Source organism: Nodularia spumigena CCY9414, assembly GCF_000340565.2.
Classification (GTDB): domain Bacteria; phylum Cyanobacteriota; class Cyanobacteriia; order Cyanobacteriales; family Nostocaceae; genus Nodularia; species Nodularia spumigena.
Window position 1 is genome coordinate 569,206 of record NZ_CP007203.1, and the last position, 15,330, is coordinate 584,535.

Sequence of the window (15,330 nt, forward strand, 5' to 3'; positions counted from 1 at the left end):
GAAGAGGAACGCGGCGGGAAAATTGCCCTTGGCGAGAGCCTAAGTTTGACAACTCGTCTTTTGACAAAGCTATAAACTTAAGGTATATTTTCGCACTAGAAACGAGCCGCAGGAATTTATCAGAATGCTAGATTTGTCACTCATCACGATCCTGGGGTTCCTGGGCAGTTTTGGACATTGCTTTGGGATGTGTGGTCCCCTAACTGTGGCGTTTTCCCTTTCCCAGCAGCAAACAACTCCACAAACAGTTTCCTCTGAACAAACACCACCTCGGAAAATACCCAATTCGTGGCAACAGCAATTAAGATTTCATTTCTTACTGAATCTAGGGCGAATGTTGAGCTATGCTTTAGTCGGTGCTGGCATAGGGGCGCTGGGTTCGGTATTACTGCAAGGTGGTCAGTTTGCGGGCGTAGGCAGCGATTTCCGGCGCTGGATGGCAATTATTACCGGCTTAATGCTAATTTGGTTTGGGTTAGGGCAAGTCACACCCGACTTGCTGCCACGAATTCCTGTATTACATCCCTTACTACAAGGACGTTTACACGACCGCCTGAGTACAGGGATGCTCAAGCTTTCCTACAAAACTAGATGGTGGACACCGATGCTTTTAGGCATGACTTGGGGTTTAATGCCCTGTGGTTTTTTATATGCTGCCCAAATTAAAGCTGCGGAAACTGGTAATTTATGGATGGGTGGAGCAACTATGCTGGCTTTTGGGCTGGGAACTCTACCCACGATGCTAGGTGTGGGTGTCTCCACTTCTTTGGTAAATAAAGATAGGCGCAGCCAGTTATTTCGTTTAGGCGGCTGGGTGACACTCACCATTGGCGTGCTTACTTTGCTGCGGACTGGTGACACAATGGTAGATTACAGTGGACACGCTGCTTTGATCTGCTTAATCTTGACACTAATTGCCCGTCCCATTAGCCGCCTGTGGGCTTCACCTTTGCGTTACCGTCGAGGTTTGGGAGTGGGTGCTTTTGTGCTGGCTGTGGTTCATACTACCCACATGATCGAACATTCATTACAGTGGCAATTTGCGGCTTTTTTCTTCTTACCCCCAGATTTTCAGTGGGGCATGGCTGCGGGTGCTGTAGCATTAGTCTTAATTACTCCGGCGGCTTTCACAAGTTTTGAATCACTGCAAAAATATTTAGGTAAGCGTTGGCGACAAATTCATCTCTTGGGTGTACCAGCTTTAGTCTTAACTGCCATTCATGCTGTATTGATTGGTTCCCATTACTTGGGTTCCTTACAATCAACATGGGGAAATAAATTAGCGGTAGTGTTGCTGGGAATTGTCACCTTTGGCGTGTTATTGCTGCGTTCACGTTTGTTTTGGTCAAAGTTAAATATAGAAAAGTTGTATGTACCCCCAACCAAATCGCCGTAACAGGTATGATCAGATTCCCCGAATCATTTATTACTGCTTATTTTTGAGTTGCTTAGTCATATCAATTATTACTGCTCATCCCACTTTTGCCCATCAGGTGCAAATATCTGAAGATGTCGGTGCTACTATCCACATTGAGCCGAATGATAATCCTCGTGCTGGTGAACCCAGCCAAACCTGGTTTGCTCTTACTCGTAAAGGTGGTAAGGTAATTCCCTTGACAGAGTGCGATTGTGAATTATTGATTTATGCCGAACCCCATACACCAGGGGAACCCGCCCTCATAGAGCCATCTTTAGCACCTGTATCAGCTGAACGTTATCAAGGCATTCCCGGTGCAGAAATTACTTTTCCTAAGCCTGGACGGTATCAGTTACAGCTAAGTGGTAAACCGGCGACTGAGGCCAGTTTTAAACCGTTTCAATTTGAGTTTGAAGTCACGGTGGCAACTGGAACTGCTAAAAAATCAGCAAATGTGCCAGATGTCAATAATAATGCACCGACTCAAGATATGAATTTCAGGTCTGGGTTGACGATTACGTTGTTAGTTTTGGCGATGCTTGTGGCTTTGGGGATTGTGTTTTTTATCCTGCGGATGAAGAAAGGGCAGGAATAGCGTTAAAGAAAGGCGGGCAAGATGCCCACCCCACAATATTTATAACACTGGATGTTTAGTTTAATACTAATAAATTCGGTAATTACAGATGTCGCTTTTGATGCCATTGCCAGGCATGGGTGACAATATTTTTGATGTCTGGGTATTGCGGTTGCCAGTTGAGGATTTTTCGGGCTTTCTCGCCACTACCAATGAGAGATGGGGGATCTCCGGGGCGGCGATCGCACTCTTCAACTGGTATGGTTAGTCCAGTTACTTCTTTGGCAGCTGCAATCACTTCTCTGACGGAGAAGCCGTTACCGTTACCTAAGTTGAAAACTTCGCTGTCGCCATTTTCTAATAGATATTGCAATCCCAAAACATGGGCATCTGCCAAGTCATTAACATGAATATAATCGCGAATACAAGTACCATCAGGGGTGGGGTAATCTGTACCAAAAATGGAAATAGATTTTCTTTTACCTAAAGCTGTCAGCAGTACTAAGGGGATTAAGTGGGTTTCTGGTTGATGATCTTCGCCTAATAAGCCACCCGGATGAGCGCCAGCTGCATTAAAGTAGCGAAAACGTACCGATTTCAAACCGTAAGCTACATCAAAATCAGACAGAATTCGCTCTACCATTAGCTTGGTAGCCCCGTAAGGATTAATGGGGTTTTGGGGGTGGTTTTCGGGGATAGGTACGATTTCGGGGACTCCATAGGTCGCACAGGTGGAAGAGAAGACGAATTTGTGAATAGATGCAGCTAGCATCGCTTCTAACAGCGTCAGTGTACCCACAACGTTGTTCCGGTAATATTTGGCTGGGTCAGTCACCGATTCACCTACGTAGGCATAGGCGGAAAAGTGCATGACTGCCGTAATATTCCGGCTTTTAAATAAGTCATCTAACAAAGGGCGATCGCCTGTATCTCCGACTACCAATTCTACTTGCAAAACCTTTTCTACCAAGTCTTGATGCCCATAAACCAGATTATCGAGTATGACTACTTCATAACCCGCTTGCTTGAGAGCAAGTACAGTATGGGAACCAATATATCCAGCGCCCCCCGTGACTAAAATGCTGGGCTTTCCATTCGACATAGTTTTTCCTTTAGAGTTGACAACTGTTCAATTAATTTAGTTTACTGGTGCCACATTACTCATCCGAAAAATGACAAATAATCGACGCAGTGTGAAAAAATTGCACTAAAATCACTACGACGGTAGTCTTTGGTGTTGGGCTGGAGGTATTTGCTCTCAAGTAATAGTGCGATTACAATTTGACGAGAAAATACATCTGATGCCGAAAATCTCTAGGCTGATTTTTACGGGTGTGTCAGTCAATCATGGGGGAAACTCCTGTTTTAAACTGGCTCACAGCACAATAAAATTTGAGAGTTAATCTATGTTTCTATTACTAAGCCGAGTACTACTGTGGTTGCTGATTGGCACTGTTGTTTACTCTCTGTTTCAGAGATTTTATCCTTCTGGAACCTTTATCGGGAGATTAGTTTTAGTCATTGTGTTGATTGTCATAGCTTTGTCGTTTATTAACCCTAATGAACCTGCTGTGGCATCTTTGTGGAGGGTTGTATCATTTCCCCTCAAGCCTTTGGGAGCTTCGGTGTTGCTGATGATGTTTGCTGCTCAGAGGATTAAGGGCGGTGGGATAGATAAGCCGGGTGGTTATTTGGTGGGTTGGTCGCTGACAATTTTACTGTTGGCAAGTACACCAGCGATCGCTTATTTTCTGGTGAGAGTACCCGATGTAGCAACTCAGGAAATTATTCAGAATAATCAGCTCGTTTCGGCTCTCACACCTGAAACTTCCTCCCCGGAGGCGCTTGTGGCATGGGGGACAACAACTACCCCCACGATAATTTCTGATATAGTAGGCAATCCTATTCTGCTGAATCAAGAACAGGGTCGTGCAACCATAGCATTAAACTCTTTGGGTGTTACAGTTCCACCTTACTTGTCCCAAACTCCTCCTCAAGATATTGCCAATCGCGGATTGCGAATTGAAGACTTTGTACCTAGTGCTGAAACTCTGCAACTCACAACCCAAGTATGGGAAAGTTATCTTAACCAGATTTATTTCTTCTTGCGTGGTAATCAGACACCTCGCTAAAAAAGTAACTTTAGCTGGCAAAAATACGAGTCAGGAAAAATGAACCACAGATGTAGACGCGTTAGCGGCTTGCCGTAGGCTACACAGATGAACACAGATGTTTGCTTGGTGTTTATCTATTTGTATCTGTGGTTTAATCTCAACAATGTTGACAAATTGCTGCTTTATGGGCTTCTCTATTCGCTAAAGTAGGATAGGGCGGACTGCCGAAAGTTCCATAAAATAGAGATTTATCAGCAGTTCATTCTCAGATGATTAAGTGGCAATATCGCTTTAATGGCAGAATCTCGAAGACTTGCTAAACTCGGTGCTTATTTACGTCCCCATTGGCGGGAAACGACATTAGGCATTCTCGCTTTATTATCGGTCAATGGGCTGGGTGTTTATATCCCCTGGTTGATTCGTTCAGCCGTTGACCAACTTTCGGCTAGCTTTAATTTCAACAACATATTATATTACGTAGTGCCGATTATCTTGCTCAGTTCCGCGATGTGGCTCATCCGTATGGCTTCGCGTATCTGGCTGTTTGGGGTAGGAAGACAGGTAGAATTTGACCTGAAACAACGAATTTTTGAACACTTACTCAAGCTGGAACCTGCTTATTTTGCTACTAACACGGCTGGAGATTTAATTAATCGGGCTACCAGTGATGTGGAAAATGTCAAGAGGTTGGTGGGTTTTGCGGTACTGAGTTTGGCAAATACTCTGTTTGCCTATGCTCTGACCCTACCAGTAATGTTAACAATTAGTGTAAATCTCACATTAGCTTCCTTGGCGGTTTATCCTTTCATGTTCTGGTTAGTGCATCTGTTTAGCAGTCGTCTCCGCAAACAGCAAGCTGTAGTCCAAGAGGAACTATCAGACATCAGTGAACTGATTCAAGAGGATGTGAGCGGTATTGCATTAATTAAAATCTACGCCCAAGAAGAAAATGAGCGTCGAGCTTTTGCTCAAAAGAATGACCAGCTATTGGCGGCTAACCTACAACTGGCTAAAAGTCGAAATATTCTGTTTCCTTTAATCGGTGGTCTAGCTAATCTCAGTTCTCTGGTAATTATCTGGCTGGGGGCTACACAAATATCTACTGGAACCCTAGCTGTAGGTGACTTTTTGGCGCTGCTGATTTATGTAGAACGTTTAGTTTTCCCCACAGCTTTATTAGGTTTCACAATTACAGCTTATCAACGTGGTGAAGTGAGTGTTGATCGTCTGGAGTCTATTCTTTCTGTAACACCAAAAATTCAAGACGAAGCGGATACTATACATTTGCCTTTAGCTGATATTCAAGGAAAACTCACAGCCGAAAATCTCAGCTACACTTACCCTGGTGCGACTACTCCGGCTTTAGAAAATATCAATTTTACTATTTTTCCTGGGGAAACAGTCTCGATTGTCGGGGCTATTGGTTCTGGTAAATCAACTTTGGCCAATGCTTTACCGCGTTTGTTAGATATTGCACCAGGGCAATTGTTTGTGGATGGTATGGATATTACTAAGATATCATTGGCAGATTTACGTCAGGCGATCGCCTACGTTCCTCAAGATAGCTTTTTGTTTAGCACCACAATTAAAAATAATATCCGTTATGCTGACCCAGTTAGTGAAGCTCAAGATGTAGAGTTTGCTGCCAAACTAGCCCAAATTGATGCCGAAATTAGCAATTTTCCGCATCAATATGAAACCATTGTTGGCGAACGCGGTATAACTCTTTCTGGTGGTCAGCGACAACGTACAGCCTTAGCTAGGGCGATGTTGGTAGAAGCTCCAATATTAATTTTAGATGATGCCCTTTCCAGCGTGGATAATCAAACTGCTACACAAATTCTCAATAATCTTGCCAGTGATTCGACACGCAAAACCATAATTTTTATCACTCATCAGCTATCGGCGGCGGCGACGGCTGACCGCATTTTTGTCATGGAGCAGGGTAAAATTGTGCAGATAGGCAAACACTCAGAATTATTACAAACAGAGGGTCTTTACAAAACTTTGTGGAGTCAGCATCAAGTAGAAGAGTTACTGCGTTGACCGAAAATAATGGGATACAAGCCCCGTCACTTCGGCAAGCTCAGTACAAGCCTTCTAGGACGGCTTTTTATTTGTTTTCAGTTTTCTAATCAAATCTCTAAGTACATCAGATTTCGTTCTCTGAGTCACCTTGCAGTAACTTTCGAGATGCGCCAATTCTTCCTCGGTTAATCGAAAAAATACACTTTTGTTCATACTATTGTATATTCATATGATATACAATAGTAGCAGTTTTGAAGGAAAAATAGTGAAAGCCAGATAAATTCAAATTGCTAAACTGCATAACCAAATTGCAGATACTCGTCAACATTTCCTACACAAACTATCAACTAAAGTAGTTAGGGACAACCAAGCAATTGTTTTGGAAGATTTGAATGTGTCAGGAATGGTCAGAAATCGTCAACTGGCAAGAGCAATTAGTTTACAGGGATGGCGAGAATTCCGGGGATTTTGCGAGGCTAAAGCTGAAAAACTTCACCGTGATTTCAGGGTCATTAGCCGATGGGAACCCACCAGTCTTTGCATTTAATCTCATAAAATTGTAGTTGTCCGTAGTCAAACGTAGCTATACCCGTCACTACAATGAACCTTAGTAATATCTTTCATTGTTGAAAATTCAACTCTAAAACCATTGATAACAATCTCACATCCGTTTTTTGTGGGAGTTTTAACACGACTTACATACTTTCCAGAAGTTATGTTTTTACGATCTTTGTGCAAAGTAGCCTTAACAAAATCTCCTGTAGAAACATGAGTGAATATTTTTTTAGGCTCAGTGCAAGGAAAACCAAATTTATTGATCCTACAGAATCTTCTGCAACTATGCCCCGTGCTTTTTACTGTTAAAATTTTTGTTGTCAGTATTTTGAGAGTTTCAACTTTTCCTACACAAGCAGCATCAATCCAATGAGTTTTAGGCAATCCTAAACGAGTTCTATTAAACTTAGTTAAACCTCCTGAACCTGTTGTTATAGGTAATCCAGTTTCTTTTAACTTATTAAATAAAGCCCATCTCGTTGAATTTACAGCAGACGCATCTTTTAGTGGACGCTTGGCTTGGGATAAAATTTGCTTCAACAACTCAGGCTTTTTTGCTAAAAACTTCTCAATATCTTGAGTACCTTTTTTGATATTGCATTTCTCACAAGCTAGACACAAATTAGAAATTCTATTAGTTCCTCCTTTGGCTTTTGGTTTAATATGCTCAACTTGTAAAGGGACATTTTCCGCAGTACAGTATGCACATTTTCTATTCCATTTATTCAAAAGATATTCACGGACTTCATACCCTTGTAACTCTCCCTGTTGATACTCAAAGCCTGATATCTCCGGGTTTTCTAGCTGCTGTAGGTCAAACCTAGCAAGCTCTTGAACTATGTCAGTTATTGGGGCAAAATTACATAATCTTTTAACCCAAGTGTTAATAGTTAAAACTCTATGGCTTAAAGAAGGTGCTAACCAACCTTGAGGTTTAGTGCGGTTAAGAAATCTAGCTTGACGATAACGAGTATGTCTAGAACGTCTTCCTCGCCTTACTCCTTTTCGAGTTTCTAGGCTTTCTTTAATAGCTAAACCTCTGTGTTGTAATTCCATACCCCAGATGACTTTATTATTTTGAACTAACGCAAAACCTGTAGTTTTACTCCCTGGATCTATTTTTAATTCAATCGGTTGAGTTGGAACTTCAGATTTAGGTTCTTTCAAAATTATGGTAAATGGAAATCTTCTAAATACAGCAGCTTTTTGTTGATTTAATAAAAAACGTGCATCTCCTGGATGAATTGGAGTAAGTGGTTTTTTGTTGGTATCAAGAACTAGAACAAAATTAGACATTTAAATTTCACCTTTTCAGGGTAATGTTTGCTTCAACCTTGTTATCTGAGCTTGTTATGCTAAATACACTATCCTTGCGGATTGTTTAATAAGTAGCAACATGGCAGGGGACTAGCGAATCCCAAGGTGTTATGACCTAGATAACGTTTACTCATGTTTTGAGTAGTTTGGTTCACATAAACTACAGATTACTCCGTTTATTTATGCTCTCTGACTTGTTCTTGTTGTGGGTATAGGTGGGGTAAGGTGGATCTCTCTATCCGTTCAGTGCTGTGTTTAAATTGCAATGCTGAACACGACAGGGACGAAAATGCTTCTAAAAACATAGAAATGGTCGGCATGGGGCATCGGCACGACCTTAAATGGACGAGGAGGGACTATCAGACTACTCCGGTAGCAAGTTGCAGTGAGTCGTCAAGTGTTTCCCCGCACTTTAAGGGCGGTGAGTATGTCAACACTTAAACCTTTAACTGAGTTACGGCGATATTACCGGAAAAACAGACATCAACATCACTGCCAGGAGTGCGATCGCGTTTGCTATATTCCCCCACATAATAAAAATCATCGCCATCAATGCGATAGTTAATCGGTAACGGTTTGGTACAAGGTAGGCAAAACACCATCTGAGGATGGGGATCACCTGGTTGCAAATGTGGTAAATTCACATTCCAGAAGCTTCCCGGTTCTAAATCACGCTGGAGTAAATCAGCTAAAACTTCAGCAGTCCACTTAGCAGCCAGATCCCAATCAAGACTTTGCTTACCTTTGATATATTGGGAAATAGCAATTCCGGGAATATCTTGTGTAGCAGCTTCCCGCACAGCCGCAACAGTACCGGAAATATAAGCATCTACGCCCAAGTTTCCCCCAGCATTGATACCTGAAAGCACAAATTTGATATTTTGGCAAATTTGGCTAGTGGCGATTCTCACACAATCTGCGGGAGTACCTGCGATCGCATACTCATTTTCAGAACGCCGTTGCAGATTAATTCCACGAGTCGTAGTAACTTGATGCCCACATCCAGATTGATGGTCTCTAGGGGCGGCAATAATTGCTTTTTGATCATTTAAAGCCTTAAACAGAGCTTGAATACCAGGAGCATCAATTCCGTCGTCATTGGTGAGCATTATCGTCATAGTAAACAGTTATCAGTTATCAGTTATCAATTTGGCAAACATGAATTTAACCACAGACAAGGATAAAATATCTGTGTTCATCTGTGGTTAATGTTTTTATTCAGGTTAGCTACTCAACGCCTTAAAAAACCGTTGCAAACTCTTGAACACACTGGGCTTTTTCGCAGGTGCAGCATCTGTCCCTGTTTGTGGTTGTCCTTGCATCACAATTACATCCAACTCATCACCCGTGGGTCTTTTCGGTAATTCCGCAACTTTTTGATACTCGCCGTTTATTTCTACCCATACTTCCCATAATCCGGGATAGCAGCGAAATACAGCCGTGGTATCATCTACAGGACGCAGGTAGTAACAAGATTCCAGAGTACTAATAAAACGCTGGCGGGTTTGCCTGGCTGTATAACCAATACCCACCACACCAGAATCTTCCAGGCGAGGATTTAACATCACAAAAGGGCGATCGCCTATATTTTCACATAGCTTTTCCACTTGGGGAACCTCTACAGAAGTCGGAGCAATAAATAGGAAAATTTCATCTTCTGGCTGAATTTTCGACTGTATGGAGGCCACCCTCCCTGTACCGATATCCAAAATTTTAAATGGTGTACCAGCCCAATCACGGTTAGCCAAAGCTGCACCACCAGCATCAGGAAAGAAAATTTTCAGGCGAGAATCATATTCTGTAAACAAAGATAAAAATTGTTCCGCCACCGGCATAAGTTTAAGTTCTGGGAACAAAAAATCAACTTGTAAGCGTGTGTAGCCATCTGCAAGGGCTGCTTGGGTAGCTATACGAGATTGAGCGATCGCTTGTTCAAGACTGTTGGGAAGTTCAGGCATAATTGAGATATAAATTTAGGTTCTACACAGAGATTCAACATTATCCGGTCTTAATTTATAGCAACCGCCAGGGTGGTTAGGAGATAACCCAGACCCGTTGGGGAGGGGTTGCAGGTTCGAGACAGCCCCAACCAAGAAAGGGGTGACAAGCCCCGTCTGTTCAAGACGATTGCATTGGTGTGGGTGACAAGCCACGACCAATGCTGTCTTCCTTACACCCTAACCCCTACCCCCAACACCCTATTCTTGACTTTTGCTATACTACCCCTGCGGTATATGCGTATATAATCCTTGACCTTGGGTATTGTAAATAAAGACTGGCAGATTGGCAGAATCACCAATTACTCCTAAAGCTTCTTGTAAAATATACCAGTGGTTTGTAGTTTCAAGCTCGGTTTCAGATAACGTGGTTTGTAGCACTTGTTCATAGTTAGGGGTAAGGGATATGACAATTCCCGTCTTATGAATGGTGAAAGTGCAAACCAGAATTTCTCGAGAACAGGTTTGATCGAGGTCATTACGAACTTGTTCCAAACGACTGAGGAATTGGAGTTCTTCTTGTGCTTGCTTCAGGGCGGTTGAATAAGGTTCAATCAGCCTCTGAGATTGATTGTAGTAAAAACTCTGTTGAGAAACTTGTTTCGCACTCTCTAAAGCCTGTGTCCAGTATGTCACTGCTACCTGCCACTGGTTTTGTTGCTCATAGATTTTGGCTTGATTGGCTGTGCTGATGGCTTGTTGATAATTGTCACTGGCTATTTTTTCTATCGTGGCGCTGATGCGTGTCTTTGCTAATCGAGGTTCATACACTAATAACAGTTCTTGTGCTTCTGGGTACGCGGGGCTAGTATGGGGAATAATCTTCAAAGCATTAATGGCTACTTGCCAAGTAGACTGTGCTTTTTGCCAGTCATTTAAAGATTTAGCAGTGGTTTCGCGCTCTTTGGCTACAATTGCTACAGCCTTAGCATCATTCAGTTTTTTTAGCCATTGTTCTTGGGCTACTAACTCCTGATTTACAGCTTGCAAACTCACACGATATTTTGATAATCTCGGTTTTACTAGCTCATAGAGTTCACTGGTAGAAGATATAGCCTCCAGTGGTGCGATCGCACCTCGCCATGAATGTTGTATATCCTGTAATCCTTCTATACTATTGGCTGTAGCTTGCATTTTTTTCTCAGCCACATCAGCCGCCTGGAAAGCTGTTAGCAACTGGTTAATTTTAGCTGACTGCATAGACAAGCTAGTTTTTAACACCTCAGCTTCTTGGTAGCGCGATGACCAACTAGGAATACTTATCAAGTCACTGGTAGCTGTTTCTAGTTGCTGTTGTATTGCTACTAATTGATTTTCCGAATTAGCACTACGCATCAGTTGTCTAGATCCCAAGTTCAATTTTTCCGCAGTTTGAAGTTCTTGACAAAAAGACATGACACAAGGACGAGTTAGCAAGTAAAAACCAGTACCAAACACCCCAATTCCCATCAAAGTTATTCCTAGCAGTAGAGATTTAACCGGGCGTTGTGACTGGGTAGTCAACACATCCGGTGTATCTTGGAAAGGATCAAACTGTTCTTCTGGTTTATCCTCTATGGGAGATGGAGTATAGGTCAGAGAAGATGAGAGAGGTATTGGTCGCCTCACTTGCTCCTGTTGCTCGATGATGAAAGAACATCTAGCATAAGGAAGTTCTTCCCCAAATCTTCTGATAAAGCACTGTACGCGCTGTTCACTGTAGATTAGTGACGACTGGAGGGCTTCTTTGAGTATGACAAAGATATGTTCAGTCTCCACACTTACACCCACTGGATGTTGAGTTAAAATCATTAACTCGTCTTTTTTGACAGCACACTTAATTTGGAAGATTTCACCAGAGGGAATTGCTGCAAAAACTTGTTCGTGCAAACTTCTGGCTAAAACTTCTAAATCTTCCTGCTGAACTGCTACTTTCATAAGATTACATGGTATGCGGGAAACTCAGAGGCTTTAGCCCTGAGAGGGAAGCGACGCAAGCGGTTTTAACCGCAGTGGAAATTAGCCCGATATAGCGTCTAATTAGTCGGACTTTGTTTTTACTGAATTGACCTAACCGTTTCCAGTTTTGGTCAGAGACAGAAACTTGTTTTTCGGTGTCGCCACTAACCCAACCTCTATATGTTTTATTGCCTTGAGTAGCTTCGACATAATCACCAACTGAACATAAAAAATACCTAATTTGTTGAATTTACCAACTGCTTTACCTTTTTTCATCCAACGTCTAGCACGACTTGGTTTAGTTGGCATCAATGGTGTATTGTCTGGGAAAGCATAAAATAAATCCGCTACGCGGAGTCATTAGCCCTGAGTCCTTAGTCTTTATTTAACCACACCCCACAATAGCTTGCGTGGCGTAGCCAGAGATATACGGTGAAAAGAGTCGTTATTCATTAGTTTTCCAGCACACTAGAATCGGGGTATGCACCCCAAAACACTAATGACTAGTGCTAATGACTACTTAGTCATATAGTCCAACTTTTTAACATAAATTCTGACTTTTTAGCAAAATCTTAAATATTGGTAATTTTTCACGGTCTTCAATTGTCAAAAAGAAGGGTGTGGGGGTAGGGGGTAGTGAATCCGGTATTGGACGGAGCTTGAACCCCGACCAATGCAATCGTCTTGAAAAACGAGGCTTGAAACCCTTGGGTTGTTCTCTTTGCTCTTTGTTCTCCTACACCCCACAACCCAAACCTGCAACCCCGCCCGAAGGGGGCTTGGTCAATGGAGAAACTAAAGCTACTGACTGGAGGGAGCTAAAACTCCCCAAGTGCTACAAGCTGCACCACAAAAGTGTCTCAGGCCTGAAGGGGGGACAGAAATAACATAATATCAATTTTTTTTGACATTAATGCTGGTTTTGTTATATGCTGACAAATTCACGGAGAATATTAATTACTCTTAGTAAGTACAGTATTCATCTTTTCATTTAAAAAATAAATTGGCATCCTTTACCGAATCCGATAGAATTAATACATAAGAAATAAATTATTTATTATAGACGAACAAAGCTCAATTATGTAATTCTAGTGCTATTGAAAGTTAAAATCAGCACCAAACAAATGCTTTTGGAAGTGTAAATACAGGGTGCAAGTAAATGGATTTATTGGAGTACCAAGTTAAAGAATGGTTTGGGAAAATAGGCATTCCCGTATTGCCTTCCCAACGAATTGACCATCCTACAGATTTGAAACGGTTAAAAATTCGCTATCCGATTGTACTCAAGTCGCAGGTATATACGGGCGAAAGAGCAAAGGCTGGTGGAGTCAGGTTTGTAGAAACTACAATTGATGCGATCGCTGCGGCGCAAACGATCTTTAATTTGCCGATTTGGGGCGAATTACCAGAAGTTTTACTGGCAGAATCTAAGTATATTGGTGAACAAGAATTTTATCTAGCAGTAGTTTTAGATACAGCTGTTTGTAGACCAGTGCTTTTAGGTTCCACAGAACCCGATATTGATTGGGAATCCGCAGGAGAGAAAATGCATCATGTTGTAGTTGAACAAGAATTTTCTCCTTTCTATGCGCGGCGACTGGCGTTAAAAATGGGATTGAAAGGTACATTAATGCAGTCTGTCAGCTCGGTTGTCGAGAAAATGTACCAGTTATTTGTACAGAAAGATTTAGACTTGGTGGAAATTAATCCCTTGGCTGTGAGTGCGTCAGGTCAAGTGATGGCTCTCAATGGTAAAGTCAGTATCAACGAACGCGCCATTGGTCGCCATCGGGACTTAGCGGAAATAGCCGTCAAAATAGCTAACCGTCAGAGCAGAAGTTCCGTCAACGGTCACTTAGGCGATTGGGATGGTTTAGAATTACACGGTAAAATTGGCATTCTGGGTAATGGTACTGGTTCAATAATGGCTACCTTAGATTTAGTCACTAGTGCTGGTGGTAAAGCGGGAAGTTGTCTGAATCTGCGCCATGCTTTGGTTACAGATGTTTCACCGACGACTTTTTGCTCACGCCTAGCCAAAGGTTTAAACATCCTCGCAGCAGATAAAAGCATTCAAGTCATACTGCTGAACCTTCTGGGTAGTGTACCTCAGACTGAGGAAGTAGCCCAAATCATTAGCAATTTTGTCCAGCACGACAAAAGCGAAATCAAATCACCAACTGTCAGACCTAGCAGCAAAACCCGCCGAGAGTCTCATTTTCCGCCCTTGGTTGTCCGGATTACTGGTTCGGAATTCGATGTTGCTAAGGATTTTTTAGCCACATTAAATACTCAAGCTGATGCTCTGACAGTAGTAGAAAATTTAGATGAGGCTGTAGCAGCAGCAGTTCGTCTAGCCAAGCCCATTGCTTACAAAAAGGCATAACACAATTTTTGCTGAAGTCGGTACGCACAGAATTAATGAACCACAGATAAACACAGATAATTGCCAAAACTACCAAAAACTTATATGAACTTAACACCAGACAGCAAAGTATTAATCCAAGGCTTTTCTGAATTTATCTCAGCAACTCATATTGCTCAAATGAAAGCTTATGGTACAAATTTGGTTGCTGGTGTCAATCCCGGATGTGGTGGACAAAAACTCCACAACCTCCCAATATTCGATTTGGTGGAAGAGGTAGTGGCGAAATTTGGCGCAATTGACACAGCGATTATCTGCGTACACCCGTACCAAGTTTTAGATGCAGCATTAGAAGCGATCGCCTGCAATATCAACCAGATTATCATTATCACTGGTGGCGTACCACCCTTGGATATGGTGCAATTACTTCGCAAAGCCGAAACCGGTGAAACCTTGATTGTCGGTCCCTACAGTCCCGGAATTATTGTACCGGGGAAAATTCTCTTGGGTACTCAACCTAGCGAATTGTATACACCGGGGACAGTGGGGATTGTCAGCCGGAGTAGTACCCTGACTTATGAAGTTGCTTGGGAATTAACCAAAGCTGGTTTAGGGCAATCAATTAGTGTCAGTATTGGTAGTGATGCGATCGTTGGTTCATCATTTCTGCAATGGCTGCAAATTCTCGATGAAGACGATACCACACAAGCGATCGTTTTAGTCGGTCAACCCGGCGGTGATAGTGAAGAAGCCGCCGCGCGGTATATTATTGAAGCCATTGATAAACCAGTAATTGCCTATATTGCCGGTAGACACGCACCACGAGCCAAAAATTGGCGACAAAGTGGAACTTTAGCCACAGTTATCGGACGTGACCCTAATTTTGGCACAGCCCAAAGTAAATTAGCTGCGTTTAAAGAAGCTAAAGTTCCAGTCGCTGAACGTCCTTCTCTCATCCCAGAATTAGTTAAAAAGGGAATTAAATTAGTTGAAAAAAGTCACTAATTTGTTTGTTAAACTCGATA

15 protein-coding genes are annotated in these 15,330 nt (G+C 42.3%); 8 read left to right on the plus strand and 7 right to left on the minus strand.

The window, feature by feature from the left end:
• The first annotated feature begins 124 nt into the window (after positions 1–124).
• Positions 125–1,396, plus strand: a complete 1,272-nt coding sequence (locus tag NSP_RS02615; RefSeq protein ID WP_006195684.1) for an urease accessory protein UreH domain-containing protein — start codon at positions 125–127, stop codon at positions 1,394–1,396.
• Positions 1,371–2,012: a hypothetical protein gene (locus tag NSP_RS02620; RefSeq protein WP_006195685.1), complete on the plus strand. Its 642-nt coding sequence runs from the start codon at positions 1,371–1,373 to the stop codon at positions 2,010–2,012. Before NSP_RS02615 ends, NSP_RS02620 begins: the two co-directional genes overlap by 26 nt.
• A gap of 82 nt (positions 2,013–2,094) precedes the next feature.
• On the opposite strand, the gene galE is transcribed toward NSP_RS02620, so the two are convergent.
• Positions 2,095–3,093: a UDP-glucose 4-epimerase GalE gene (galE, locus tag NSP_RS02625; protein WP_006195686.1), complete on the minus strand. Its 999-nt coding sequence runs from the start codon at positions 3,091–3,093 to the stop codon at positions 2,095–2,097.
• Positions 3,094–3,397: 304 nt separating this feature from the next.
• On the opposite strand from galE, the gene fraI reads away from it, so the two are divergent.
• Both fraI and NSP_RS02635 read left to right on the plus strand, forming a co-directional pair.
• Entirely contained in the window at positions 3,398–4,123 is a 726-nt protein-coding gene (gene fraI / locus NSP_RS02630) for a septal nanopore formation protein FraI (protein WP_006195687.1), read from the plus strand.
• Positions 4,124–4,399: 276 nt separating this feature from the next.
• Complete coding sequence (locus NSP_RS02635; protein ID WP_006195688.1) at positions 4,400–6,151, plus strand: ABC transporter ATP-binding protein; 1,752 nt, start codon at positions 4,400–4,402, stop codon at positions 6,149–6,151.
• A 54-nt stretch (positions 6,152–6,205) separates the two neighbouring features.
• On the opposite strand, the gene NSP_RS23825 is transcribed toward NSP_RS02635, so the two are convergent.
• Positions 6,206–6,346: a ribbon-helix-helix protein, CopG family gene (locus tag NSP_RS23825; protein ID WP_071839264.1), complete on the minus strand. Its 141-nt coding sequence runs from the start codon at positions 6,344–6,346 to the stop codon at positions 6,206–6,208.
• 82 nt (positions 6,347–6,428) lie between these two features.
• Between NSP_RS23825 and NSP_RS23830 the strand changes: the two genes are divergently transcribed.
• Positions 6,429–6,680 carry a transposase gene (locus NSP_RS23830; protein ID WP_269454134.1) on the plus strand — a complete coding sequence of 84 codons (252 nt, stop codon included), beginning with the start codon at positions 6,429–6,431 and terminating at the stop codon, positions 6,678–6,680.
• Positions 6,681–6,706: 26 nt separating this feature from the next.
• Here the strand turns inward: NSP_RS23830 and iscB are convergent, their stop codons facing one another.
• The gene (gene iscB, locus NSP_RS02640; RefSeq protein ID WP_006194169.1) at positions 6,707–7,984 is read right to left on the minus strand and encodes an RNA-guided endonuclease IscB; all 1,278 of its coding nucleotides are present in this window, start codon (positions 7,982–7,984) and stop codon (positions 6,707–6,709) included.
• Positions 7,985–8,194: 210 nt separating this feature from the next.
• Here iscB and NSP_RS26660 point away from each other — a divergent pair, with 210 nt between their 5' ends.
• Positions 8,195–8,446 (plus strand): zinc ribbon domain-containing protein, encoded by a 252-nt coding sequence (locus NSP_RS26660; protein ID WP_306424163.1) that lies wholly within the window; start codon positions 8,195–8,197, stop codon positions 8,444–8,446.
• Here the strand turns inward: NSP_RS26660 and surE are convergent.
• From surE to NSP_RS02660, 4 genes are all read right to left on the minus strand, one after another.
• Positions 8,443–9,123: a 5'/3'-nucleotidase SurE gene (gene surE, locus NSP_RS02645; RefSeq protein WP_042201980.1), complete on the minus strand. Its 681-nt coding sequence runs from the start codon at positions 9,121–9,123 to the stop codon at positions 8,443–8,445. The two genes, NSP_RS26660 and surE, sit on opposite strands and share 4 nt — an antisense overlap.
• Positions 9,124–9,228: 105 nt before the next feature.
• Positions 9,229–9,963 carry a DUF1995 family protein gene (locus NSP_RS02650; RefSeq protein ID WP_006195691.1) on the minus strand — a complete coding sequence of 245 codons (735 nt, stop codon included), beginning with the start codon at positions 9,961–9,963 and terminating at the stop codon, positions 9,229–9,231.
• Positions 9,964–10,224: 261 nt separating this feature from the next.
• Positions 10,225–11,919 (minus strand): hypothetical protein, encoded by a 1,695-nt coding sequence (locus tag NSP_RS02655; RefSeq protein WP_006195692.1) that lies wholly within the window; start codon positions 11,917–11,919, stop codon positions 10,225–10,227.
• A 132-nt stretch (positions 11,920–12,051) separates the two neighbouring features.
• Entirely contained in the window at positions 12,052–12,249 is a 198-nt protein-coding gene (locus tag NSP_RS02660; RefSeq protein ID WP_006195693.1) for an RRXRR domain-containing protein, read from the minus strand.
• Positions 12,250–13,099: 850 nt separating this feature from the next.
• On the opposite strand from NSP_RS02660, the gene NSP_RS02665 reads away from it, so the two are divergent.
• Together NSP_RS02665 and NSP_RS02670 are read left to right on the plus strand one after the other, a co-directional pair.
• Positions 13,100–14,326: a succinate--CoA ligase subunit beta gene (locus NSP_RS02665; protein WP_006195694.1), complete on the plus strand. Its 1,227-nt coding sequence runs from the start codon at positions 13,100–13,102 to the stop codon at positions 14,324–14,326.
• Positions 14,327–14,410: 84 nt separating this feature from the next.
• On the plus strand, positions 14,411–15,310 hold the full coding sequence (locus NSP_RS02670) for a succinate--CoA ligase subunit alpha (RefSeq protein WP_006195695.1): 900 nt from the start codon (positions 14,411–14,413) through the stop codon (positions 15,308–15,310).
• Positions 15,311–15,330 lie beyond the last annotated feature (20 nt).